This is a genomic window from Flavobacterium sp. N502540 (assembly GCF_025947365.1).
Classification (GTDB): Bacteria; Bacteroidota; Bacteroidia; order Flavobacteriales; family Flavobacteriaceae; genus Flavobacterium.
In genome coordinates, this window is the sequence record NZ_CP110012.1 from 4,361,164 (window position 1) to 4,382,916 (window position 21,753).

Sequence of the window (21,753 nt, forward strand, 5' to 3'; positions counted from 1 at the left end):
TTATAAATCCGGAACGTTTTAAAATACAATCAGCATAGTTTTGAGCAATATTTTAAAACCATTAAAATCCAAGTTTATGAAGAGAATCTTTCTTGCAATCTTATTTACATTAGTATCCAATTTGTCTTTTTCGCAATCAGAACAGTCTTTAATTCAGAATTGCATTCAAAACTATATTGAGGGTACATCTTACAATCAGCCTGACAGTATTAGTAAGGCTTTTTATTCTGAAGCCAGCCTTTTTTTAAGTCACAAAGACAAACCTTTATGGATCGTTCCGGCTTCGGAATATGTCACCTGGTTTCAAAAAGGCAAGAAAGGTGAATTTAACGGCCGTGTGGGCAGAGTTATTTCTCTGGAATTTTTTAATGATATTGCTATTGCAAAGGCTGAAATTGTCATTGCAGAAAAAAAACAGGAATTTATGGATATGTTTTTGCTGAAGAAAATTCAGGGTGAATGGAAAATAATCAGCAAAGCGGCCAGCAGTAAAGCAACTAATAAATCTGGAAAAAGGATTTTATTTATTGTTTCCAATGCACATTATTACGGAAATTCTACCATTTCAACAGGCAACAGTTTCGCTGAGATCGTAAATGCTTATGATACTTTTATTCGTGCAGGTTATACTGTCGATTTTGTGAGCCCAAAGGGCGGCAGTATTCCTTTGGCTTATATTAATACCTCTGATAATTTACAAAAGCAATACTTATACGATCAGGATTTTATGTACGCCATAAAACATACCGTAAGCCCTAAAGAAATTGATTATAAAAACTATAAAGCCGTTCATTATATTGGCGGGGGAAGTGCCATGTATGATGTTCCTGAAAGTTTAGATATTCAACGTATTGTTATGCAGGTGTACGAAGATAATAATGGCATTATTTCTTCGGTATGTCACGGAACAGCCGGTATTGTTAATTTGAAAACTAAAAATGGTAAATTTTTAGTGGATGGAAAAAGAATAAGCGGTTATCCTGACTCTTTCGAAAAACAAGATGGCGAATATTTTAAACACTTTCCGTTCTTAATTCAGAAGACAATAGAAGAAAGAGGTGGAGATTTTAAATTTTCAAAGAGAAATGAATCTTATGTGGAACAAGACGGTCGAATTGTTACTGGACAAAATTTTCAATCCTCAAATGGTGTTGCTTTAAAAATCATTGAATGGATGGAGAAAAACAAATAAGAAGATTTAAGAACAGTCAGCACAGACATTTAAGGAAAGAATATCAGGTTCTAAATCCATCAAAATACAATTTACTTGTGCTTTTCAAACAACCATTTTGGAATCTCTTCGGTTAGTAAAAACGGAATCACAATGTTGTTATGATTTAAATTATTCAAAGTGGTAAAAGTCAAATTCTTGTTGGAGGATAATTTTGTAAACAATTCAACACTTCCGATATATGGATTGTCATCGTCTTTTTTTCCATGAATAAGCCAGATGTTCTTCTGATTTAATTTTTTAAGATTGGAAAAATCGGGAACTGCTGCTACGGAAACCATACCGGCAAATTGGTTTGGAGCTATATTGAGTAGATTTTGCGCAGTCGATCCACCCATAGAATATCCAATTAAGTAAATCTTGTTTTTATCGATGTTTGGGTATTCTTTTTCAATGTTTTGAATTAATTCAAGTAAGGCAAAAACAGTTGCAGAAGGTTTTGAAACTTGAATTCCATCACTATTCTTTTCATAATTTGAAGAACGCTCGCTGAATTGTGGTGCGATCACATAACATTGATATTTAGTATAAATTTCAGGTCTCAGCCAAATTTTCGCGAATGGTTCAAGCTGGTTTTCATTATCATTTCCAATTCGGGTAGAGTTGTGGAAAGTAATGACCAAAGGGTATTTTTGATGATCGCTATTATCCTTTGGTGTTAGAAGTCTATAAGGGATTTTTATATTTTCTTTAGTGAATATTCTTTTTAGGAAGCTATCGGTATTCAGACTGTTCAGTGCTTTTCGGTTATTTACGAAAGTTAGACTATCAACGGTAGTTTCGCTAAACTCTTTTCTTTGTGCAAAAGAGAAGTTTAGACTTAAAGTCAAAAAAAGTATTGTGAGAATTTGTTTTGAGTTTCTTTTGCGCATAATACGGCTTTTATAAATTTGAGGTTTAATTCAACAGATTAGTTTCTCTAACGATTTTTCTAATTTCTTGTTCAAAATAATAAGCAATACTAAAATTTTCGTACGCTTGATTTTCCATAACAATAACGCTGGTTTTGGATTTTGGATAGTATAAATTGACCGCTGTAAATCCTTCACTAGGATGAAAACCGGTATGTCCGATTTCCATAATATTGGTTTTATCATTTATTCGCAATCCATAACCATAGCCAATTGGTTTATCACCGAAAAGCGGATGTGTATTGGTGATTGAATAGGCAATCATCATTTTATAAGTAGTTGGTTTTAATAGTTGACCTGAGTGCAGACATTCATTCCATTTTGCTAAGTCAGGAACCGAAACAATTAAATGACTGCCAAAATAATTATGAATATCAAAATTTAATTGTTCGTTCAGCTTAATACTACCCTCTTTTTTTATGGAGTGCCCTTTTGTTAAAAATGTATTATTTGCCTCATTGGGGTAGTAACTGTTGGTCATCCCGCATTTTTTAAACAAAGCAGTTACTAACTCTTCAAAACTTTTATGACTTTGTTTTTCCAAAACTTGTCCTGCTACGTAGTAACCAATATTAGAGTAATTAAAAGCAGCTCCCGGAGTAAATTTAAGAGGTTTGTTTATATCTTCACTGCTTAATCCCGAAGTATTGTTGAGCAATTGATTAACAGTGATGGTATCTGCCCACGAATATTTTAATTCCGGTAAATATTTGTGAATAGGGGTTTCTAAATTGATTGTTCCTTTTTCTACTTCTTGTAAGATAAGTGTAGCCGTGATTTGTTTGGCAATTGACATTGTTGAAAATTTATCAGAAATTTTCAGTTCTGTTTTCTTGTTGAAATCAGAATAACCATGTGCTTTTGCATATTTTATTTTTCCGTTTTGTTTAATAATAATTACTCCGTTAAAGTTTCTTGGATTTGTTGTTTGTATTAGACTGTCAATTTTTGCAGAAAAGTCGTCTTTCTGTTGTGCGTAATTGTTGGAGCTTATAAAAAGTACTAAAAAGAGGATTCTGAAGAGTGTAAAAGTTTGTTTCATTAAATTGTTTATTAGTAGATATCAATTGACTTTTCCTGAGCGAATGTAAGAATTATTAGAGTAAATGATTTGGTTGATTTGGAAAACAAACTAAAAATATTTCTCGTCATTGTTTAGCTGAAATTTTCTTTAAACCATGGGAGAAATGGCTTGTATACAGGTTTGTTAGAACTATAAAAGTATCCTTAATTCCTTAAGAAGTTTTTTTAGCTGTTATTTCTGGAATATTGATCTAGCAGTGAAAATTGTTTCTATATTAGTACCGTAATAATTTTAGGCATTTATCAAGCATGGAATCACTTAAAACGCAATTTCGTCTTGATAAAAAGAAATCAGTTCATTTAACCCCAAATCTAAAAATGAAAAAAAATATAATTACTCTTTTATTTGCATGTGCCGTTACCAATATGTTTGGACAGGTACCAACCGTTTCAGCACCGGTTAAAATGGAAGCTGCGGGCAATATTAGCGATAAAGTTACTCATAAAGTGCTAAAACCGTTAGCGAAAGTTGCATTGGATAAAGAGTCGATATTGATTTACGATTACGACGGTTCTCTTTTTTCCTTCAATTTAGAGTCCGAAAAAATTAACTGGACCGTAAAAGCAACAGATTCCTTTACGGAGTTGTGTGCAAATGCTATCACATTGCAGGACGGAGTAGTATATGTTCCTTTTATTAACGGAGAAATTTTTGCCATTGATAATCAGACTGGTGCTGTTTTTTGGAAATCAAGACTGGGGAATAGCACGGATCAGATCATCCTAAAAAATCAGATTCCGGTTATAAATGATGGAAAATTATTTGTAACCTCCCAAAACGGTAATATTTATGCGCTTGATATTAAAACTGGCGGTTTACTATGGAATCATAAACTGGATGCAGAAAATAATGAAAGTCCGGTTCTTTTATTTAATAACAAAGTTTTTATTCAAAGTGGAACTTCTGTTTATAGTTTTGAAGCGAATACAGGAAAACTTCTTGTTCAAAAAAGCTTTGAGGAAGCCATGCGTGGAAAACTGGTAACGGATGGGGAGGCTCTATTTACCGCAAATGAAAAAAATGTAGTTTTTGCTCTAAATCCTGATAAATTAGATGTTTTGTGGCAGTTTAAATTAGAGGAAACTCAGAACAATATTAAGGAACGTATCTTTTGCAAAGACAAGAAGGTCTATTTCGCCGCACAAGGACCCGAAGTTTCTTCGATATACGCTGTAGATTCAAAAGCAGGAACTCAAATTTGGAAAACGGATTTTAAAGCCGATAATGTTGAGTATATGGTCGAAGAAAGTGATAATATTTGGGGATACACTCGTAAAAATAAGCTTTTTCAATTGGACATTACAAATGGTGAAATTGCATTTGAATACAAATTATCAACGAGACCTATTTCAAATCTTGAATTCTTGGGCGATGATTACTTTTTTTATTATTCTGATGCGGCTTTGATTCAGTTTGAATATAAAACCAAAGACGAAAACGAAGTCTATTTGCGAACCTCAATTAAAGATGATGTGTATAGTGCATTTTTAAAATTGATTCGATAAGCAAAAAAACGCATCAGTTTTCTTCAGGTTTTATTCTGTGTCGCTTTATTCAGGGAGTGATAAGTTGTTTATTATTACTATTTCGAACTTATTTGCCTGAAGTTGAAGAATATTGTGTAAGCTGATTCGTTTTTTTGCCATACATTTCTATGTCATAATTCTTTGATACACCATAATCGTTATAATGGTTATAAAAATAACTTGTATCGTAAGTATGATTTTGTTTTTTTGTCTACGCTCTTTAGTAGCTTGTTTAAAAATTTTAAAGTAACCGGCATTTTTTTTATGTCTTTTCATGGCTTTGGAAATTAAGTTTAATAAAAGTAAACACAGTTACTTTTTGTGTTTATTACGCAAATGATGTGCCGTAAAAAGCATTTTCTAATTAATTATTTGATTTTTAGCTTCCTATTTCTTTAGATTTTTCAGAAGTAGGAAGGAAATACTATCAAAATGATAGTGTAATCGTATCAAAATGATAAGGGATTAGTGATTCTTATATTTGCTTTCGGTTGTAAATCAGGAGTTAACATTTTTATTGTTCGTATGGACTAGTTGTTGGTGCTTTTGTAAAGAACCTCAATCTTAAAAAAAATATGTTAACTCAATTAATAGTTTCACTTGGTATTCTTCTTACGGTTATTTTGCTGTCGGTCATCGTAGGCCGGGAAATGAAAAAAATATATGCAAATGAAAAAAGCATAACAGACTTCATTAATCCATTAGACCGATTGATATACCGGTTTTGTAAAATTGACCTCACGCTCCAAATGAATTGGAAAACATATTTAAAAGTATTGTTATCTGTACAGTTCATATGGTTCCTCTGGGGATTTGTTATTTTATTGCTCCAGGGAAAACTATTTTTAAACCCGGCCGGTATCGACAGTATGGAGTGGACATTGGCGTTAAATTCGACCGTTAGTTTTTTGACCAGTACTAACTTGCAGCATTATTCAGGAGAGACAGGAGCGAGTTATTTTGCACAGGTAGGCGTGTTTATGCTTTTACAGTTTTTAAGTGCGGCCACAAGTCTTTGTGCTGGTGTAGCAATAGTCAGAGGACTTGCTGCTCAATCGATACAAGGATTAGGGAATTTTTATAGCGATTTTGTAAAGTCATCTACTCGTATACTGTTGCCGTTAAGTATAATTACGGCAACTTTTTTTTTGTTTAATGATGTGCCAATGACATTTGACGAGCCTGAGAAAATTTCCTCGGTCGAAGGCAGGGAAGTAGTAGTGTCAACGGGACCTGTGGCAGCTTTTCTTCCGATTAAAGAATTAGGATCTAACGGCGGCGGCTTTTTCGGAACTAATTGTGCGCATCCATTTGAAAATCCTAACTTTTTCACCTACATCATTCATACTATTATCGTGTGGCTTTTGCCGATGTCTTTTATCATTTTCGTAGGACGGTATCTCAACAATAAAAAATTTTCAAGAATGCTTTTGGGAGTGATGCTTATGGGGTTTGTTGTAACGTGTATTCCCTTAATCTGTGGTGAAATGTCCGGTAATCCAAAACTCAGCGCAATGGGAATTGACGCATCACTAGCTAATATGGAAGGTAAAGAGGTACGTTTTGGAACGTATTACTCATCATTTTATAGCGCGGTTAATATGATAATTCCGGCTGGTACCATAACAGGTATGCACGATAGTTATATGCCGTTGTCTTCGATAGGGATGTTTATAGGAATGCAGGTAGATGCATTTTTTGGAGGTCTGGGTACCGGATGGATTAATATGTTTATTTACCTGATTATAGCTACTTTTATCGGTTCGCTGATGGTAGGACGAACTTCGGAGTTGTTTGGCAGGAAAATCTCGATTAAGGAAGTTCAGGTAGCGGTTTTGGTTAATCTTTCTGCTTTGGCGATTCCGTTACTTTTTTCCGCAATTGCAGTTCATGTTTATTTGAATGTTCCCGATGCTGTTGAGTGGCTGAGTAACACAGGACCACACGGTTTTACCACTATAGTTTACGAGTTCGTGTCTTCGATGGCAGGGAACGGAAGCGGGTTTGAAGGGCTGGGGGATAACACTCCTTTCTGGAATTTAACCACTTCGGTTACGATGCTTGCAGGCCGCTTTATTCCGATGATTGGAGCATTTCTAATCATAGCATATTTAAGTACTAAAAAAGCCGTAGCTCCTTCGCTGGGCACCTTGAGGGTTGATTCCGGTATTTTTGGAACCTTATTGTTTATGGTCATTATGATTTTGACCGTGATGTCCATGTTTATCGTTTTTGCATTGGGACCTGTACAGGAACATTTGCTCTTGGTTTAGGAATTTGTGGAGTTAAATTCTATAAAAAAGTCGTCTTAAACATAATTTTAAGGCGACTTTTTTATGGAAAAATTTCAATAGCACATGAAATAAATTAGTTCTACGTGATTTTATATTGTGCTAGAGAATAAAAACTGATTAATTGTTACTCCCAAAAGTTGGTGTTGGTATGCGTAAACCGAAAAACCAGTAAGGGTCACCTGTGAAGATATTATACGCGACTCCTGTTTGTACATAATCGTGTAAAGCTGTTATTACTATTCCGGCACCTAATTCAGGAACGTCATCTTTGTCAAAGTCCGGAGCTGAAACGTGTAATCCAACACCCCAATCCAGAAGTTTGTTATAGGTTACAGATTTTCTTCGTTGTTTTTTATCTATCCATCCTTTGAATAAGAGATTGTAATAAGGAGCCATTTGAAACTGTGTACGTATCGCAGTTGAAGTAAAAGGATCTGCGAAAATAATTCCTACAGTACTTATTACATGGGGTAAAACTTTAAACAGGTACATTTCTCTTACCTGCTCTTTTACTGCTATATCACTGGCTTTATCAAATACTGAAAGTTTAAACGCAATTCGATTTCCTTCTTCACGGTAGCCGGAATTGGCAAGATCAAATTCAAAATTCTTTTTTGCATCAGCCAAAGACAATTTTAAGACGGCATCGCTAAACTCTAAAGCAGCCGCATCTAGTTTGCGGCCCTCGATAAGGTCTTTAATAGTAGTATTGTTTAGTTTGTCTATTTTTTTTACATCAGTCGTAAGGTCATTTATAATAGTTGTAAAGGTGGCAGAAATTTTAGGAGAAAGATGTACTGCAGTTCTATTAATAGTAGCTTTTAGATCTGAGGCATTCTTATGTATACTTTGTAAAGTCGACTTAAAATAACTAATATCAGAAGTAATTTTAGAAACCAGATCGGTTATAGCTTCTCCTTGTTTATATCCCAAGCTTTTATAATAAGCTGTTCGTTTCTCGGCTTCGTACTTAAATGTTTGAATCTCGAGAGACAATGTTTTTGCTTTTGCTACAGTTTCCTGTACTTTAGGATCAGCTCCCAATTTGTCAACCTCAGTATTGATTTGATCTGCAATAGTTGTGTATTGTGTCCAGACTAATTTTTTAATAGCCTGAATTTGATAGTCGGCCAGATCAGCTATTGCTTTAAGTCCCTTATCTCTGTTTTCTTTTGCATATTGCTGTAAGTCGGTTAGTTCTTTTTTCTGTTCGGCTGTCAAAGATATAGCCCAACGTTCTACTTCATACCGTTGTTGAGGCGCTATGTTATCGAATCCATCAATATGCAAAGGGATTTTGTCTTGTTTGGTGATAAGCCAGGCACCAAATTTTATAAAGATACCTTGTTCTTTAGCATAATCCATTAGTTTAGCCTGTTCTTCTTTCAGAACTATTGTGGCGGCCGCATATGGTCTTGAAAACATGCCGTCTGTATCATTGTTATTAGGGAGACTGTCTGCGATATCGTCAATATCTTTGTCAATTTTACTGATATTATCAACTTTTTCAGCAAGTTTTTGTAATCGACTTAATTTATCATATAGATCTTTAGGATTTTCTGCAAATTCTTGATAGTTAGTATTTTTAATTATGTAATCTATTTCTTCTAAAGTTTCTTTTTGATCTTCAATGACTTTTTTTAGAGCGGTAATTTTAGTAGCAATTTCATCAGGAAGGCTTTTGCTCTTAGTTGCGGAAGATATAATATTCTCGATTTCAAAATCAATCATGAGAATACTATTAATGTCTGCAATTCGATTATTTACATAACCATCTTTTGCATTTCCATTTGAATCCATCCAATTACCATCCTGATCTTTTTCCGTTATTTTAAACAAACTTTGTGCTTTCATTGTATGAGACATACAAATGCTTAGCAATAATAAGAGTATTGTTTTTTTCATAATTTTTTGTCATAAAGTTAAAGGGAGAGATCAGCTGCAAGGGCTTTTAAAACCAAGCGGTCAGTTTTAGGTTCAGGAGATTCTAAGTACTTTTCGGCAGTGTAAACAAACCCTATGTTGTTGTATACGGCAGATATACAGGTTATCAAATATTTTTGTACATCGTTCCAATCAAGTTGAACATCAGGTTTAACACGCAAGTTCTTTAATAAAGGCAATACTAATTCCGGGACTGGTATGTGTATACATCGAACTCCTTTGTAGTAAGGATGACCGGAGTTTATTTTTGCATAACAAGTATCTAAAGCTTTTTTAGCATTAGTGGTATTTCCCAGAACAACAAGAAAAGTCCAGGGATCTGAAATAAGTTTATTGAGAGTAGCATTTGCGTCTTTTGCATTTGTACTGGAGAGGGTAAAGTTTTGAATCATAACATTGGTAATTTTTTATATTAGGTATTAGATCATTTCGCAGAAGAAGATTTAATGATTAAGTTTTGCTTATCAAAATAGTTTATTCTTCTTGTTAAAAATAATCATTATTGTAAAATGAAAACAAGTAGAAGTACTTAATTTTAAATAAATTACTAACCAGCAAGAAGGATACAAAAAGAGCGTGTTGTAAAAGTCGTTTAAGACGAAATAAGTTTGTAACATAAAGTTGTTCATGCAAGAGAAATAATATTTTAATACTAAAATCCCGGATCAATTGATAATGTGCATCTGCAATTTTTTATTTAGAATTACTCTATTGTAAAAGATAATTATATATTTGCGCCAGATTTTGGTCTGTTTTTTCTTAAGAAAAAATGGTTAAAAGGGAATCAGGTGTAAATCCTGAACAGACCCGCTACTGTAAGTTCTATGCAAGTCTTTAAACATTACTAATGCCATTGCCCCGCTTTTCGGGATGAGAAGGTTGTTTTAAAGATGGAACAAGTCAGGAGACCTGCCACAATCACATAGTTTAAGACTTTCGTGGAATAAAGTTGAAGAACAATAAACGAACCTGTCATTTTTTATGACGGGATTCTTCCTTATTGCGTTTTTAATTAGTACATCCCGGAGTTTTCTTAATTCATTTAGTGATGTATCATACAAAAAGAGAATTCTTATTTATTGTTATCATTTTTGCTTCTATTCTGCTTCAGTCGGAAGTGTTGTACAGTTGCTTTTTCTCTCTGAGAGAATCACTTCTGAAAAAGAAATCCGTATCGAGTCTGGCTTTTTGGAATGCATCATCTGTCAGGCTTTTGTCTTATTTTAATTCTGTTCCAATAAAAAATCAGTACAATTCCAGAGGTATTTGGCGGTGCCGGATTGTGTACGTTTATAAGGATAACATTGCTCTCTATTGAAGACTTTAATTAAAACTTCTTTTGTTATTTCTTCAATTTCTTCTGCTTTTACCACTACCCACCAAAACAATACCACATGTACCACAATATTTTCAAAAACTGCCGATCCTTATTGTTGTTTATTGCAGTACTCTCATTAACCAATTGTTCTGATGATAATGCATCAAATGAAAATAGCAATCCGACGCCTGTTAGTTCAGATTTAACTTTTAGCGCGCAGAGATTTACAATTGTGGCCCTGAATCCAACAATCAATGTAGGAACAGAAGCTACATACAATTGGAGTGTTACAAAAGCACCTTCAGAAAGTTATGCACTAAGTACTATTACAGCAAAGGAACTTTTATTTGCGGCAGCAGAAGCAGGAGTCTATGAATTGGCCGTTACTGTAAATGACAAAGGAAGTGTACAAACTCAAAAAGTAGTCGTTACCGTTACAAAAGAAACGAAGGAGTACAAAACCTACATTTCAAAAGTATTTGAATTTAAACCGGCTCCCGGGCAGTTTGTAAACGATCTGCCTATTGCTAATGACGGAGATACTTCTGAAAGAATTTTATCAAGAGCCAATACTTATCTGGCCAAGAAAAATGGGGATCTGGTTTCATTGGGGGCTTTTGGTGGTTATGTTGTTTTTGGATTCGATCATACCATTGTTAATGTTAAAGGCAAACGTGATTTTAGAATTTTGGGCAATGCTTTCTGGGCAGAGGCTAATCCAAATCCGAACAGTACCATGCGCGGCGGAAGCAGTGAAGCAGGAATAATCATGGTAGCTTACGATAAAAATAAAAACGGACTTCCAGACGATCAGTGGTACGAGATAGAAGGCGGTGGACATAAAATGCCAAAAACGATTCAGCATTATGAAATAACGTATTACCGACCTGATCCCAATAAAATTCCGGTGTCGGGTGGAACTACGGGTACAGTAGGTTTCGTTGATATGGAATATATTTTATGGAAAGACAATCAGGGGAAAAGTGGTTATCTGGTACAAAATAATGCTTACAATCATTCTTTAGATTACTGGCCAAAATGGCTTAAAGATCAATCTTCTATCACTTATAAAGGAACAAGATTGCCCGATAACGCAGTAGATGAAAGCGGAACGGGAAGTTATTTTGTACAATATGCTTTTTTATACGGATATGCAGATAATGCTCCAAACAATGATGACGATTCAGGAATAGATATTAACTGGGCTGTGGACGAAAAGGGAAACAAAGTAATGCTTCCTGGGATCGATTTTGTGAAAGTGTACAATGGCCTTAATCAGCAGGCGGGCTGGCTCGGAGAAACTTCGACAGAAATAATGGGGGCGACAGATTTGCATCTTTCAGGAGAAAGCATTCCTACGCGCTAACCCATTCAAAAATGTATTAAACTAAATTATTATATCAGGAATTATGAAAAAAAACTTTGCCCATTTATTATTATTGGCTTTTGCGGCGGCATTTACCGGATGCACCGATGACGATAAAAATGATGCCAACACCGGAGAAGGACTCGTCGTACCAATAGCAGTAAAGCTTCAGGATAAATTTGAAGTAAACACCTTTAAAGTTTTGAATATTACAGCTTCAGCTGAAACAAGTAATCCAAATTATCAATGGGTACTTAAAAAAAATCCGGTCAATCAGACTAAAGATTCGATTGTAGGAACTACTAAAGATTTACGATTTGTTGCTTTATATCCCGGTGCATATGAACTAACCTTAAATGTTACTGAAGGAGATAAAAAAGGGACAAGCGCTACCGTAGTGAATGTGATAAATGAGACTCAAAATTACAATCCTTACATAACAAGTATTCAGGATTTTAGTCCGGCACCCGGAATGTTTGCCAATGATTTATACAAGGACGGATTTGCGAAAGCAGATGTTATGAGGGTAGCATTGGGAAGAATAAGTGAAACCAGTGTAGGATATCCAATTGATTTAGGAGGTTTTGGTGGTTCGATTGTGGTTGGATTTGATCATATGGTGGTTAATCTGTCTGGAAAAAAAGACTTCAGAGTTTACGGAGCAGATTTAACGGATAAAGCCAATCCTCCGGCTCCGGGTTTAATTTATGTTGCTTATGATAAAAATGCTAATGGAAAACCCGATGAAGACGAATGGTATGAAATCATAGGAAGTCAGCATGCGAAAGAAAATACGGTTAAGAATTTTAAAATTGCCTACTATAAACCTGCGGTTGGTAAGAAAGTAGTAGTAAGCGGTCCAAATGATCCTTTTTTAGATCGTGAGCATGTTTATTGTGAGAACAACCAATCTCAAACGTACTTTTTGCCAAGGTCTAAAACTAAGAAGGAGTATTATCCGGCCTGGGATACTCAAAATACAGCTGTTTATGAAGGAACGAAGTTAAACGTAAATTTCGCAGCAGTACGTCCGGGGCAAACTACTTTGTGGAATTTTGAGGCTCCGGAATGGGGATACGTAAATGCCAAAAGCCCTGATATTGATATCGACTGGGCCGTAGACAAGAATGGAAATAAAGCAAATCTTCCGGGAATTCATTTTATCAAAGTAGTGAACTGTGCCAGCGAACCAATGGGACTTTGTCACCAGCAATCGTCTATGGCTACGCGATTCTCGGGAGCTGCAGATCTTCAAATAATTAAAAAATACAATCTAAAAAAGTAAGAAGGCAATAATATGAAAAAGTTTATAAAATATAGTTTGTACATGGTGCTTGCATGCGCTTTTTACAATTGCAGCAATGATGATGCAAAGCCGGAACCTGTAATTGAAGAACCTAAACCGGAGCCGATTAAAGATCCGTCTCTTACTATAAAATTGCAAGCAGATTTTGCAACAGAGCGATACAATGTTGTAGCGATTGATCCGGAAGTAACGATTGAAAACGCCAATGGTGCTGTTGCCCAATACAAATGGACATTAAAAGTAACCGGAAAAGACGGAGTGGCTAAAGATTCTGTTATTGGCGATAGTAAGAGCTTAAAGTTTATAGCACCAAAAGCACTAAGCTATGCTGTAGATTTTACCGTAACGCTGAATAAGTTAGTAAAACAGGCTTCGACAAAAGTTACAGTTGCTGAAACCGGTAAAACCTATACTTCGAAAGCACTTTCAATTATTGATTACGTGCCTGCACCACACTATAACAATGACGGTTTTGAGTTTGCAACGAAAGCGGAAGCGATAGAGAATGCACAGGCTATTTTGGCCGATGGGTCTCTTGTTGATTTGGGGACTTTCGGTGGTTATATCGTTACAAAATTCGACCATACAGTGATCAATGCTTATGGCAAACGTGATTTTACAGTTCAGATGAATACAGTTTCGAATGCTTCAAAGTTTTCTCCTGTTAGCATTATGGTTGCTTACGATGCCAATAAAAATGGGATTGCAGAGGATAATGAGTGGTACGAAATAGCCGGAAGTGAGTATTATAAATCGACTACAGTTAAGAACTATGCGGTGACGTATTACAAGCCGGACCCGAATAAAACTGCTGTAGCAGGAAAGTACGACTGGCAGTTCGACAAGGAATATCTTAAATGGGCAAATAATAAAACGGCTTCAGGTTTTATCACCAGAACAAAAAAATGGAGACGTTATAATTATTACCCACAATGGCTTGGAGATTCTTACACACTAAAAGGAACAAAAGTCAATTTGGCTACAAAAGATATTAGCGATGGAGAAGGTACAGCATTCAATGTTGGAACTTTTGAATGGGGCTATGGCGGAATCAAAGATCCTTCGATAGACATTAGCTGGGCTGTAGATGGTAATGGTACTAAAGTACATCTTCCCGGGGTAGATTTCGTAAAAGTATACGTGCCTACGTTCACAGAGATTGGCGCATTAGACCTGGTTACGAATTCCTTCAAACAGGCAGAAGATTTGAATTTTGCTGCAGGTAAGTAATCGAAAAGCGGGAATAAAACTGTTTATTAATCAACCAAGAATATTAATCCAAATTTTTATAAATCATGAAAAAAGTACTTTATTTTTTGACAGTAGGTTTGATTCTGGGACTTTCGTCCTGTAGTAATGATGAAAATCTATTAAATAGCGAAAGCGGCAGTGCAGCGGTAAAAAGCTCAGGCTTAACTTCTAAAAGTGCGGTGACCGATCCTTCGATAGGGACAACTACTACGCTTAACCTGACAAGTTCTTTATTGACCAGCGGAACATCAACAACAGGTGGGAAGTATTGGCAAAATACCTATGTAGCAAGTACCAACTTAACCGTTGACATATTTAAATTTTCACATAGCGGAACATCATCAGGTTATAATTATTGGGATGGTTTTATTGTATCAAATGTAAATGATATTACAAATTACGGTTCAGGAGCGGGTACTGGCGGATCTAACGGTTGGGTAGCCAATCAGTGGGGGACTATGGCAGGAAGCGGTTTTGGAACTTCTTCTACAATTGCGGCAGGTACTCCCGGTACAACAGGAGATCCGTACATCGTAGCATACTGGTCAAGTTATACAGATCCTAAAAATCCACAGGGAACTACTTTTAGTGAGACAAGTTTCTCTAACTGGATTAAAATTGGAAATACAGGATTGTACAATGTAAAAGGATTAAAAATCAACATGCACACATGGCCTTATTATGGTTGTTTGTATGGAGACGGTTTTGCTCAGGCATTTTCTTCAGGAGATCACTTTGAATTGTTAATTTACGGAGTAGATTCAAGCGGAACCATTACTGCACCAATTACACAATCATTGGCTGATTACACAGGAGGTTCTTTAGTAATGCCAACAGGATGGGTGAACGTAAATACTACGGCGCTTCAAGGTTTAGGGGACGTAAAATATCTTGTTTTCCAAATGGCTTCAACAGATTCACACCCGGTATACGGAATGAATACTGCAGCTTATTTCTGTTTAGACAAGCTGTCTGTAAAAAGAATTCAATAATACTAAAATTTAGCATCGAAAAGGAGTCATTGAAAAGTGGCTCCTTTTTTAGTTTAAAACATATAGGTTATATAGAATAATCTGCCTGATCTGCAAAATCTGCGAGAAAAAAAACTATAAAAAAACGCAATAAACGATTGGCTTATTTATTCTTTAAGCATCTTCCTCTTGGTTCATCGCCTTCGTGAAGTACAATTTCGGAATGCAGGAATTCAGCAGCTTCGGCAGAACCTTTTACTTTGGCAGCACTTCGCACAAGCATCTCGGATTCAAATTCAGTCAAAACACTTTCTCTTATTCCTGCTTCTCTCCAGTTGGATAGCGGTCTGCATCCTCTTACGATTCCGCGAGCCAAAGAAAGCGCGTCTAATAATGCCTGATTAGCTCCTTGTCCTTTGAAAGGGCTCATCGGATGTGCTGCGTCCCCAATCAATGTGGTCCGTTTATTTTTTGCTAATAATTCAGGACGAAGTAATTCACGGTCGTATACCGGATAACCTGAAATTTGCTCCTCTAAAGTTGCTGATAAAATTTGCGGAATAGGAGCATGCCATTGTGTTCTTCGACAAGCCTCTTCTTTTAACGCTTTCGGTCCTTGTGCACTCAGTATTTTAGCCTCGTCTTCTGACATTGGAAAACTCAGCTGCCACATTACAGAATCTTCTGTATAAGGCATCATATAAATTCGCTCATTGCCGTTAGCCGTTTGAAACACAGTTGCTGAGTCGAGTAAGGAACTGTCAATTGCTTCAAGAGCCGTTAACGGACAAATACCTAATATCACAATGCATCCCAGATAACGCAAAGGAGTAACTTCGTCACCAATTAATAGTTTTCGTACCGTACTGCGAATGCCATCAGCTCCAACCACAAGATCGGCTTTAGTAGTTATGATTTTGCCATTTACTTCAAAGTTTAAGGAAATACTTTGATCTTCTGATTCCTTAAAATCTATGAGTTGATGTCCCCATTGTACGATATCATTTCCTTCGAGTTGTTTCAGCAGTGCTGAACGCAAATGTTGTCGCGCAATATGCATATTCGTTCGCTTTGGAGCTATTTTGGTATCTGATGGAATCCATTTTCGAATTCCCCATTCCCCAATTACTTTCCCTTCCGGAGTATGTACCAAATGTCTGGTGGAAATGACCTTTTCTTCTAAAGAGAAAATACCGAATCCTTCAATGGCTTTACTGGCTTGTTGTAAGGTGAGACCATAGCCTTGTGATCGGGCATCAAAGTTAGTATCGCGTTCGTAAAGAGTAAAAGGAATTCCGCGGTGCAGACAAGCGACAGCCAATGCAACTCCTCCGATACCGGCTCCAATTATAGCAACATGGGGGTAGTTTTCTCTGTCAATAATAGTGGGATGTGTCGAAGGAATTAATCCCGATCCGTCACAGTGGAGACAGACATTCAGATGTGCTTTAGGACGGGTAGGAGGAACTCCTGAGTCCTTCGATTTTTCAAAGTTTTCCAGCGCTATCTGATACTGAAGCCGCACTTTCTTGCTGAGTCTTTGGCTTTTTTTACCGCGTCCCTGGCATTCGGGACAAATAGTCCAGTTTCCTTCTGCATTTTTGATCGTATGTATTCCCACTTTTTTTACCTAATTTAGACACTTCAGCATTTGAAAACTTTGCTATGCTTGTAACAAGACTGCAAATTTAAGACAAAAGAGGGCTAGTGCAAAATATAAGCTATCGATACTAAAAAGAGATTGTAAGAGTTATTGAAGACAACATAGCAGTTATTGTTTTACGTAGCGTATCGTGAGTGTTTGTTGCCTGCTTATTTTTGAATTATTTTTAATTCTTATCGAATAAATTTTAATTACTAAACAATGAAAATTACTTTAAAAATTAAGCTTTTGGTCGTTATGCTGTGTGCCGTGACAAATTGGTCTTTTGCTCAAAAAACAATATTTAATATTAAGTATTCCGAACAATTGGCTGTTTTTGTTTTCCTTCAGAATTTATCCGAAAACTATCCTGACAACGTTTTTAAAACCGAGTTTCAAAAATCAAAATACAACACTGAGGAATTTCAGAAACTGGTCGCAGAATTTGATCATCTGACATTGGATTACAGCTATCCATTTGAAGAATTCCCGGAAGGTTCCAAAAAACCAATGCAATCCTTTGATTTTTTGAGAAAAAACCTAATCGAAACAGAAAATTTAAAAGATTTTAAAATACGTTCTATTGGAGTTTTAACCAACAAAACCTTGAATGATCTTACGAGAATTATTTCTGCTTTTACTCCAATTTACAACGAACTCATATACAATCCCAATAAAGAAAAATTTGAAAAACAGCTCGTAGAAATTACTAAATACGCAAAGGAAAATGACATGGAGCGTTATTTTGAAATGGGTTTGATCTTTTACAATTCGAGTTGGGATACTTCAATTCCTTTTGAAATTGCATTTTATCCTTTGCCTAATTCTAAAGGCTTTACCGCGAATTCTTTTGATAATAATTTCATCAGTGCCATTCAAACAGATTTAGACGATTATAAGGATCTCTTTAGTGTAATGCTGCACGAAACGGATCATATTATTTATAACGAACAATCATTGGAGGTGAAAAAAATGATCGACAATAGTTTTAAAGAAAGCAAATCAAAGTACAGTAATTATGCCTATCATCTGCTTAACGAAGCGCTGGCAACTTCCTTAGCCAATGGTTATGTATACGCACAGCTGAACGGAAAAGCAGATAGTGGTAACTGGTACAATAAAAAATACATCAACCTCATGGCAAAAGAAATTTACCCTATGCTTAACGAGTACATTTCTCAGAAGATAGCCATTGACAAAAGTTTTATAGATCGTTATATTGAAATCTATGAAACAAAATTCCCAAACTGGATAGACGAAATGGATAATTTAATGGCTTACAGATATGTTATTTCTGAAAATGAAAAGGATTTTGACGTCATCAAACAAAAGTACCGTTACCGTTCCAGATCAGAGGATGAAACTGAAATAAGCAGAAGCGCTCTTGAAAAGATGCAAAAATCAAATCTGACTAAGATGATTATTGTTTCTAAAAATAACGCTGAAAATCTAAAACTCATTAAGAGCAGTTTTAAAGAATTAAAAGACTGGAAGTTTAATGCAGCGAAAGAGTTTGATTACAAGATATTGTTAGACGATAAAAGTCAGTTTTTCATTATTAATCAGAAGGAATCAGAACTAAAAGCATTACTTGATTGAATAGAGAAGAACAAAGTCCGCAAAGTATAAAAGAAAACTTTGCGGACTTTTTTTTAATTTTAGTATAAAAAAGAGGTTTACTTATTCACTCTTTTTAGATCCAGATCCTGAAAGTCAAAACTGAAATCAATATTAGGAGAGATGCCTTTCATCTTAATTGATTGTGCTTTACCGGTTTCATCCAATGAAAACATTGCAAAGGCATCACAATTCATTGCCTGATATTCCCATTTTATGGCAAATGTATTAGCATTATAAAAAGCCATAGGTCCATTTAATTTTGGTGAACGATAGGATCTGAACCATAACTGTTTGTTTTTTTCAAATACTTCAATTTCTCCAAACCAGTTATCAACATAAACACCAGTAAAGTCTTCGTTTTTTACTTTCACATTTTTTGCTGATTTTACTTTTTCCCAAACATTCCTGGTAACATCATCTCCTGTGTTTCTGCCTTGTTTCATCCATTCCACAATTTTATTGGTCCAGCCAAAATCGTCCAAACCTAAATAACTGTCGGAAATAGTATTGGTAACGGCAGTAAAAAGCCCGCCACCGCCATTCTCGGTGTTGGTTAAAATCACGATGCCTAAGTTTAGATCCGGGTACATCATAACAATGGATAACATTCCTGGTAAACCTCCAGTATGAGAGACTTTTAGATTTCCTTTCACATCAGTTAATCCCCAACCCAGACCGTAACCACTAAAATGCGAATTGTATCTTGGATCACGATCTACTTCTTCAACGGTATGGATACGCCACATTTCGTTGTGATTTTTCACAGAAAACAATGTTGATTTCAAGTCACTTCCATACTGTCCTTTGTTTAGGCATAAAGTCATCCATTTTGCCATATCGGCTGCGTTTGAAATGATTCCTCCCGCAGCACCGTTTATCTGTACTCCAAATCCATCAATTCTTTTTATAGCTCCGGATTCTGATGAATGTGACACTGCCAGATTGCTTTTATCTTTTATCCTGTCGCTTTGTGCAAAAGAATTGCTCATTTGCAAAGGATCAATAATTCGTGTTTGTATAAAATCTTCATAAGTCATACCACTTACTTTGGCAATTAATTCACCTGCTACAAGATACAGTAAATTGTCATAATCAAACTTAGTTCGAAAAGCAGATACAGGTTTAAAATGTTGAAAACTAGTCAGAACATCATTTATTGTAAAATTGGAGCCATCGGGGAAAAACATCAAATCACCTACACCTAATCCAAGTCCGCTGCGATGTGTCAGCAAATCCTGGATGTTAAAATTCTCAGTAACATAATCGTTATACATTTTAAAATTTGGAAGATGGTCTTTTACTTTATCTGTCCATTTCAATTTGCCTTCGTCTTCAAGAATAGAGAGCGCTGCAGTTGTGAAAGCTTTGCTGTTGGAGGCTATTTGAAAATTTGTACTTTCATTTACGGCTTTTTTTGTTTCGATAGAGGCAACACCATATCCTTTTTGGTGAATTACTTTTCCATCTTTAACAACTGCAATTGAGGCCCCGGCCACTTTAAATTTCTCCAAAGCGTCCTGCATTAAAAGATCTATTTTTTCAGATGTAATTTGTGAATAGAGAGGGGTAGAAGCGTAACAAATAAAGAGCATTAATGTAAACAGACGAGTTACTTTTTTCATAATTTTTTTTTGGTTATGGCGTTTTTTTGATTGTTAGTTGGTGTAGTTAAAAATTAACATCCACATCAGCGAATATAGGAATTATCTTTAGAATTAAGGTCTTGTGTAGTAGGTTAAAAGATGAATAATGAGTGTTTTTTTATAAGTGCTTTAACGATTTAGAAGAATACATCTATCTAAAATTTCAACGCTGTTTCAATTCCGCTTTCCAGCCATAAGAATTTCTCCCTAAATTCCGATTTCTCAATTTCGCTTTTTAGTGATTTTACTGATTGCTTAAAATGCCACCAGCCTTCGTAGTGAATTGGAATTACTGTACGGGGATTTAAAAGTCGTGTTGTTTCAAGTGCCTCCTCACCATTCATAGTAACCCTTAAATTCTTTTTCAAATAAGGAAAAGCTCCAGCTCCAAGATGCAAAATTGCGGTTTCAATTTTTTTCCTTCTTTCCAGCTCCAATAAACCTTCAAAAAGAACAGTATCTCCCGATATATAGAGGCAGCCGCCAGTTTGATCCTCCCATTCGATGGTAAAACCAATAACTTTTCCCATAACCTTATCCAGTCTTTTAATATTGGTATGCTGAGCAGGTATAGCTGTTATTTTCAAGCCTTTTACCTTCGAGCTTTCGACAGTATATTCCTCCCAGTTGTCAAGACCAATAGTATTATTGTTTTTTAAGCGTTTCACAGCGTCTTTTGTAGAGAGAACAACAGGCACAGTTTTGATAAATACCCTGCCGTTTTTGTCTAAATTATCGCTATGATGATCGTGGCTTAATAAAACCAAATCTACTTTTCCAATTTGAGTTATTGATAAGGCCGGATCAATATATTTCTTTGAAAATGCTAATGGACGACTTACATATTGTGGAAAAAAGTCGTCTTTTTTGTCCAGTGTCGGATCTGTAATAATTTTAAATCCATTGATGTTTATTAAAACACAGGCCGTGTCAATATGAGTAATGGTAACTTTCATTTTATTCTGATTTTAAGGTTAAAAAACAGGACAAAATTGAGTTTAATAACGGTTTTACCAATTGACTTTGGTCAAGAAATGCGTTTGCGGATTCTGCTGAGCGTTTCCGGAACAACACCAATGTAGGACGCAAGGTATTTGAGCGGAATCTGCTGAATGTATTTAGGTTGTTCCTCAAGAAGACTCTGATAGCGTTCCTGAGGAGTTTTGGTTAAAAGATTCAGTTCTCTTTTTACTTTTTTATCCAGTAAATATTCAGTAGCGATACGGCCCAGTTTTTTTGCTGTTTCACATTTGTCATAAAGTTTTTGCAGCTGATCGTAAGAGATAGAATACAATTGGCAATCCGTAAGCGCCTGAATGTAAACCTGTGTTTGAGTTCTGTTGTAAAAAGAATCGTATGCGCAGTAAAAGGAGTTTTTAAACGCAAAATCAAAGGTAATTTCCTTATCGTTGGTAAGTACAAAATAGCGGACAATTCCCGTATCTATAAAAGACAAATAATTCTCCAACTGACCATTAGTTAGAATGAACTCGTTTGCAGAAAACTGACGTGTTTTGATACAGCTTAAAAACTCGGCGATATCATTTTCTGAAAAGCCAAGTTTAGCAAAATACAATACTAATGAATTCATTTAAATTGATTAAAAATGGTGTTTGTAGTAAAGATACAAATTTAATGTTGAAGGT

General features: G+C 35.6%; 16 protein-coding genes and 1 riboswitch. Of the genes, 8 read left to right on the forward strand and 8 right to left on the reverse strand.

The window, feature by feature from the left end; all coding sequences use genetic code 11:
* Positions 1 to 76: 76 nt before the first annotated feature.
* Positions 77 to 1,192: a nuclear transport factor 2 family protein gene (locus OLM58_RS18295; RefSeq protein ID WP_264530040.1), complete on the forward strand. Its 1,116-nt coding sequence runs from the start codon at positions 77 to 79 to the stop codon at positions 1,190 to 1,192.
* Positions 1,193 to 1,263: 71 nt separating this feature from the next.
* Here OLM58_RS18295 and OLM58_RS18300 read toward each other — a convergent pair whose 3' ends face one another.
* Complete coding sequence (locus OLM58_RS18300) at positions 1,264 to 2,103, reverse strand: alpha/beta fold hydrolase (RefSeq protein WP_264530041.1); 840 nt, start codon at positions 2,101 to 2,103, stop codon at positions 1,264 to 1,266.
* 25 nt (positions 2,104 to 2,128) lie between these two features.
* A complete protein-coding gene (locus OLM58_RS18305; RefSeq protein WP_264530042.1) occupies positions 2,129 to 3,184 on the reverse strand; it encodes a serine hydrolase domain-containing protein in 1,056 nt (351 codons plus the stop codon).
* A gap of 359 nt (positions 3,185 to 3,543) precedes the next feature.
* On the opposite strand from OLM58_RS18305, the gene OLM58_RS18310 reads away from it, so the two are divergent.
* The gene (locus OLM58_RS18310) at positions 3,544 to 4,731 is read left to right on the forward strand and encodes a PQQ-binding-like beta-propeller repeat protein (RefSeq protein WP_264530043.1); all 1,188 of its coding nucleotides are present in this window, start codon (positions 3,544 to 3,546) and stop codon (positions 4,729 to 4,731) included.
* Positions 4,732 to 5,327: 596 nt separating this feature from the next.
* Positions 5,328 to 7,025, forward strand: a complete 1,698-nt coding sequence (gene kdpA, locus OLM58_RS18315; protein ID WP_264530044.1) for a potassium-transporting ATPase subunit KdpA — start codon at positions 5,328 to 5,330, stop codon at positions 7,023 to 7,025.
* 138 nt (positions 7,026 to 7,163) lie between these two features.
* Here kdpA and OLM58_RS18320 read toward each other — a convergent pair whose 3' ends face one another.
* Together OLM58_RS18320 and OLM58_RS18325 are read right to left on the reverse strand one after the other, a co-directional pair.
* Positions 7,164 to 8,951: a hypothetical protein gene (locus OLM58_RS18320; RefSeq protein WP_264530045.1), complete on the reverse strand. Its 1,788-nt coding sequence runs from the start codon at positions 8,949 to 8,951 to the stop codon at positions 7,164 to 7,166.
* A gap of 17 nt (positions 8,952 to 8,968) precedes the next feature.
* Positions 8,969 to 9,382 (reverse strand): hypothetical protein, encoded by a 414-nt coding sequence (locus tag OLM58_RS18325; protein ID WP_264530046.1) that lies wholly within the window; start codon positions 9,380 to 9,382, stop codon positions 8,969 to 8,971.
* Between the two features lie 336 nt (positions 9,383 to 9,718).
* A riboswitch (cobalamin riboswitch) is annotated at positions 9,719 to 9,922 on the forward strand.
* A 462-nt stretch (positions 9,923 to 10,384) separates the two neighbouring features.
* Here OLM58_RS18325 and OLM58_RS18330 point away from each other — a divergent pair.
* The 4 genes from OLM58_RS18330 (at position 10,385) to OLM58_RS18345 (ending at position 15,223) form a co-directional block, all read left to right on the forward strand.
* Positions 10,385 to 11,674: a cell surface protein gene (locus OLM58_RS18330; RefSeq protein WP_264530047.1), complete on the forward strand. Its 1,290-nt coding sequence runs from the start codon at positions 10,385 to 10,387 to the stop codon at positions 11,672 to 11,674.
* Between the two features lie 43 nt (positions 11,675 to 11,717).
* On the forward strand, positions 11,718 to 12,959 hold the full coding sequence (locus OLM58_RS18335) for a hypothetical protein (RefSeq protein WP_264530048.1): 1,242 nt from the start codon (positions 11,718 to 11,720) through the stop codon (positions 12,957 to 12,959).
* Between the two features lie 12 nt (positions 12,960 to 12,971).
* A complete protein-coding gene (locus OLM58_RS18340; RefSeq protein WP_264530049.1) occupies positions 12,972 to 14,210 on the forward strand; it encodes a hypothetical protein in 1,239 nt (412 codons plus the stop codon).
* Positions 14,211 to 14,275: 65 nt separating this feature from the next.
* Complete coding sequence (locus tag OLM58_RS18345; RefSeq protein WP_264530050.1) at positions 14,276 to 15,223, forward strand: DUF4465 domain-containing protein; 948 nt, start codon at positions 14,276 to 14,278, stop codon at positions 15,221 to 15,223.
* A 142-nt stretch (positions 15,224 to 15,365) separates the two neighbouring features.
* On the opposite strand, the gene OLM58_RS18350 is transcribed toward OLM58_RS18345, so the two are convergent.
* Positions 15,366 to 16,817: an FAD-dependent oxidoreductase gene (locus tag OLM58_RS18350; RefSeq protein WP_264532452.1), complete on the reverse strand. Its 1,452-nt coding sequence runs from the start codon at positions 16,815 to 16,817 to the stop codon at positions 15,366 to 15,368.
* A gap of 249 nt (positions 16,818 to 17,066) precedes the next feature.
* Between OLM58_RS18350 and OLM58_RS18355 the strand changes: the two genes are divergently transcribed.
* Complete coding sequence (locus OLM58_RS18355) at positions 17,067 to 18,443, forward strand: hypothetical protein (RefSeq protein WP_264530051.1); 1,377 nt, start codon at positions 17,067 to 17,069, stop codon at positions 18,441 to 18,443.
* Positions 18,444 to 18,520: 77 nt separating this feature from the next.
* Here OLM58_RS18355 and OLM58_RS18360 read toward each other — a convergent pair whose 3' ends face one another.
* The 3 genes from OLM58_RS18360 to OLM58_RS18370 form a co-directional block, all read right to left on the reverse strand.
* Complete coding sequence (locus tag OLM58_RS18360) at positions 18,521 to 20,086, reverse strand: serine hydrolase (protein WP_264530052.1); 1,566 nt, start codon at positions 20,084 to 20,086, stop codon at positions 18,521 to 18,523.
* 176 nt (positions 20,087 to 20,262) lie between these two features.
* Complete coding sequence (locus tag OLM58_RS18365; protein WP_264530053.1) at positions 20,263 to 21,063, reverse strand: MBL fold metallo-hydrolase; 801 nt, start codon at positions 21,061 to 21,063, stop codon at positions 20,263 to 20,265.
* Between the two features lie 71 nt (positions 21,064 to 21,134).
* The gene (locus OLM58_RS18370) at positions 21,135 to 21,698 is read right to left on the reverse strand and encodes a Crp/Fnr family transcriptional regulator (protein ID WP_264530054.1); all 564 of its coding nucleotides are present in this window, start codon (positions 21,696 to 21,698) and stop codon (positions 21,135 to 21,137) included.
* Between the last annotated feature and the right edge of the window lie 55 nt (positions 21,699 to 21,753).

Excerpts from the sequence above, each read along its gene's own strand:
- OLM58_RS18305 (WP_264530042.1), bottom strand. The coding sequence starts at position 3,184 with ATGAAACAAACTTTTACACTCTTCAGAATCCTCTTTTTAGTACTTTTT.
- OLM58_RS18335 (WP_264530048.1), top strand. The coding sequence starts at position 11,718 with ATGAAAAAAAACTTTGCCCATTTATTATTATTGGCTTTTGCGGCGGCA.
- OLM58_RS18310 (WP_264530043.1), top strand. The coding sequence starts at position 3,544 with ATGAAAAAAAATATAATTACTCTTTTATTTGCATGTGCCGTTACCAAT.
- OLM58_RS18300 (WP_264530041.1), bottom strand. The coding sequence starts at position 2,103 with ATGCGCAAAAGAAACTCAAAACAAATTCTCACAATACTTTTTTTGACT.
- OLM58_RS18355 (WP_264530051.1), top strand. The coding sequence starts at position 17,067 with ATGAAAATTACTTTAAAAATTAAGCTTTTGGTCGTTATGCTGTGTGCC.
- OLM58_RS18370 (WP_264530054.1), bottom strand. The coding sequence starts at position 21,698 with ATGAATTCATTAGTATTGTATTTTGCTAAACTTGGCTTTTCAGAAAAT.
- kdpA (WP_264530044.1), top strand. The coding sequence starts at position 5,328 with ATGTTAACTCAATTAATAGTTTCACTTGGTATTCTTCTTACGGTTATT.
- OLM58_RS18360 (WP_264530052.1), bottom strand. The coding sequence starts at position 20,086 with ATGAAAAAAGTAACTCGTCTGTTTACATTAATGCTCTTTATTTGTTAC.
- OLM58_RS18320 (WP_264530045.1), bottom strand. The coding sequence starts at position 8,951 with ATGAAAAAAACAATACTCTTATTATTGCTAAGCATTTGTATGTCTCAT.
- OLM58_RS18345 (WP_264530050.1), top strand. The coding sequence starts at position 14,276 with ATGAAAAAAGTACTTTATTTTTTGACAGTAGGTTTGATTCTGGGACTT.
- OLM58_RS18365 (WP_264530053.1), bottom strand. The coding sequence starts at position 21,063 with ATGAAAGTTACCATTACTCATATTGACACGGCCTGTGTTTTAATAAAC.
- OLM58_RS18340 (WP_264530049.1), top strand. The coding sequence starts at position 12,972 with ATGAAAAAGTTTATAAAATATAGTTTGTACATGGTGCTTGCATGCGCT.
- OLM58_RS18325 (WP_264530046.1), bottom strand. The coding sequence starts at position 9,382 with ATGATTCAAAACTTTACCCTCTCCAGTACAAATGCAAAAGACGCAAAT.
- OLM58_RS18295 (WP_264530040.1), top strand. The coding sequence starts at position 77 with ATGAAGAGAATCTTTCTTGCAATCTTATTTACATTAGTATCCAATTTG.
- OLM58_RS18330 (WP_264530047.1), top strand. The coding sequence starts at position 10,385 with ATGTACCACAATATTTTCAAAAACTGCCGATCCTTATTGTTGTTTATT.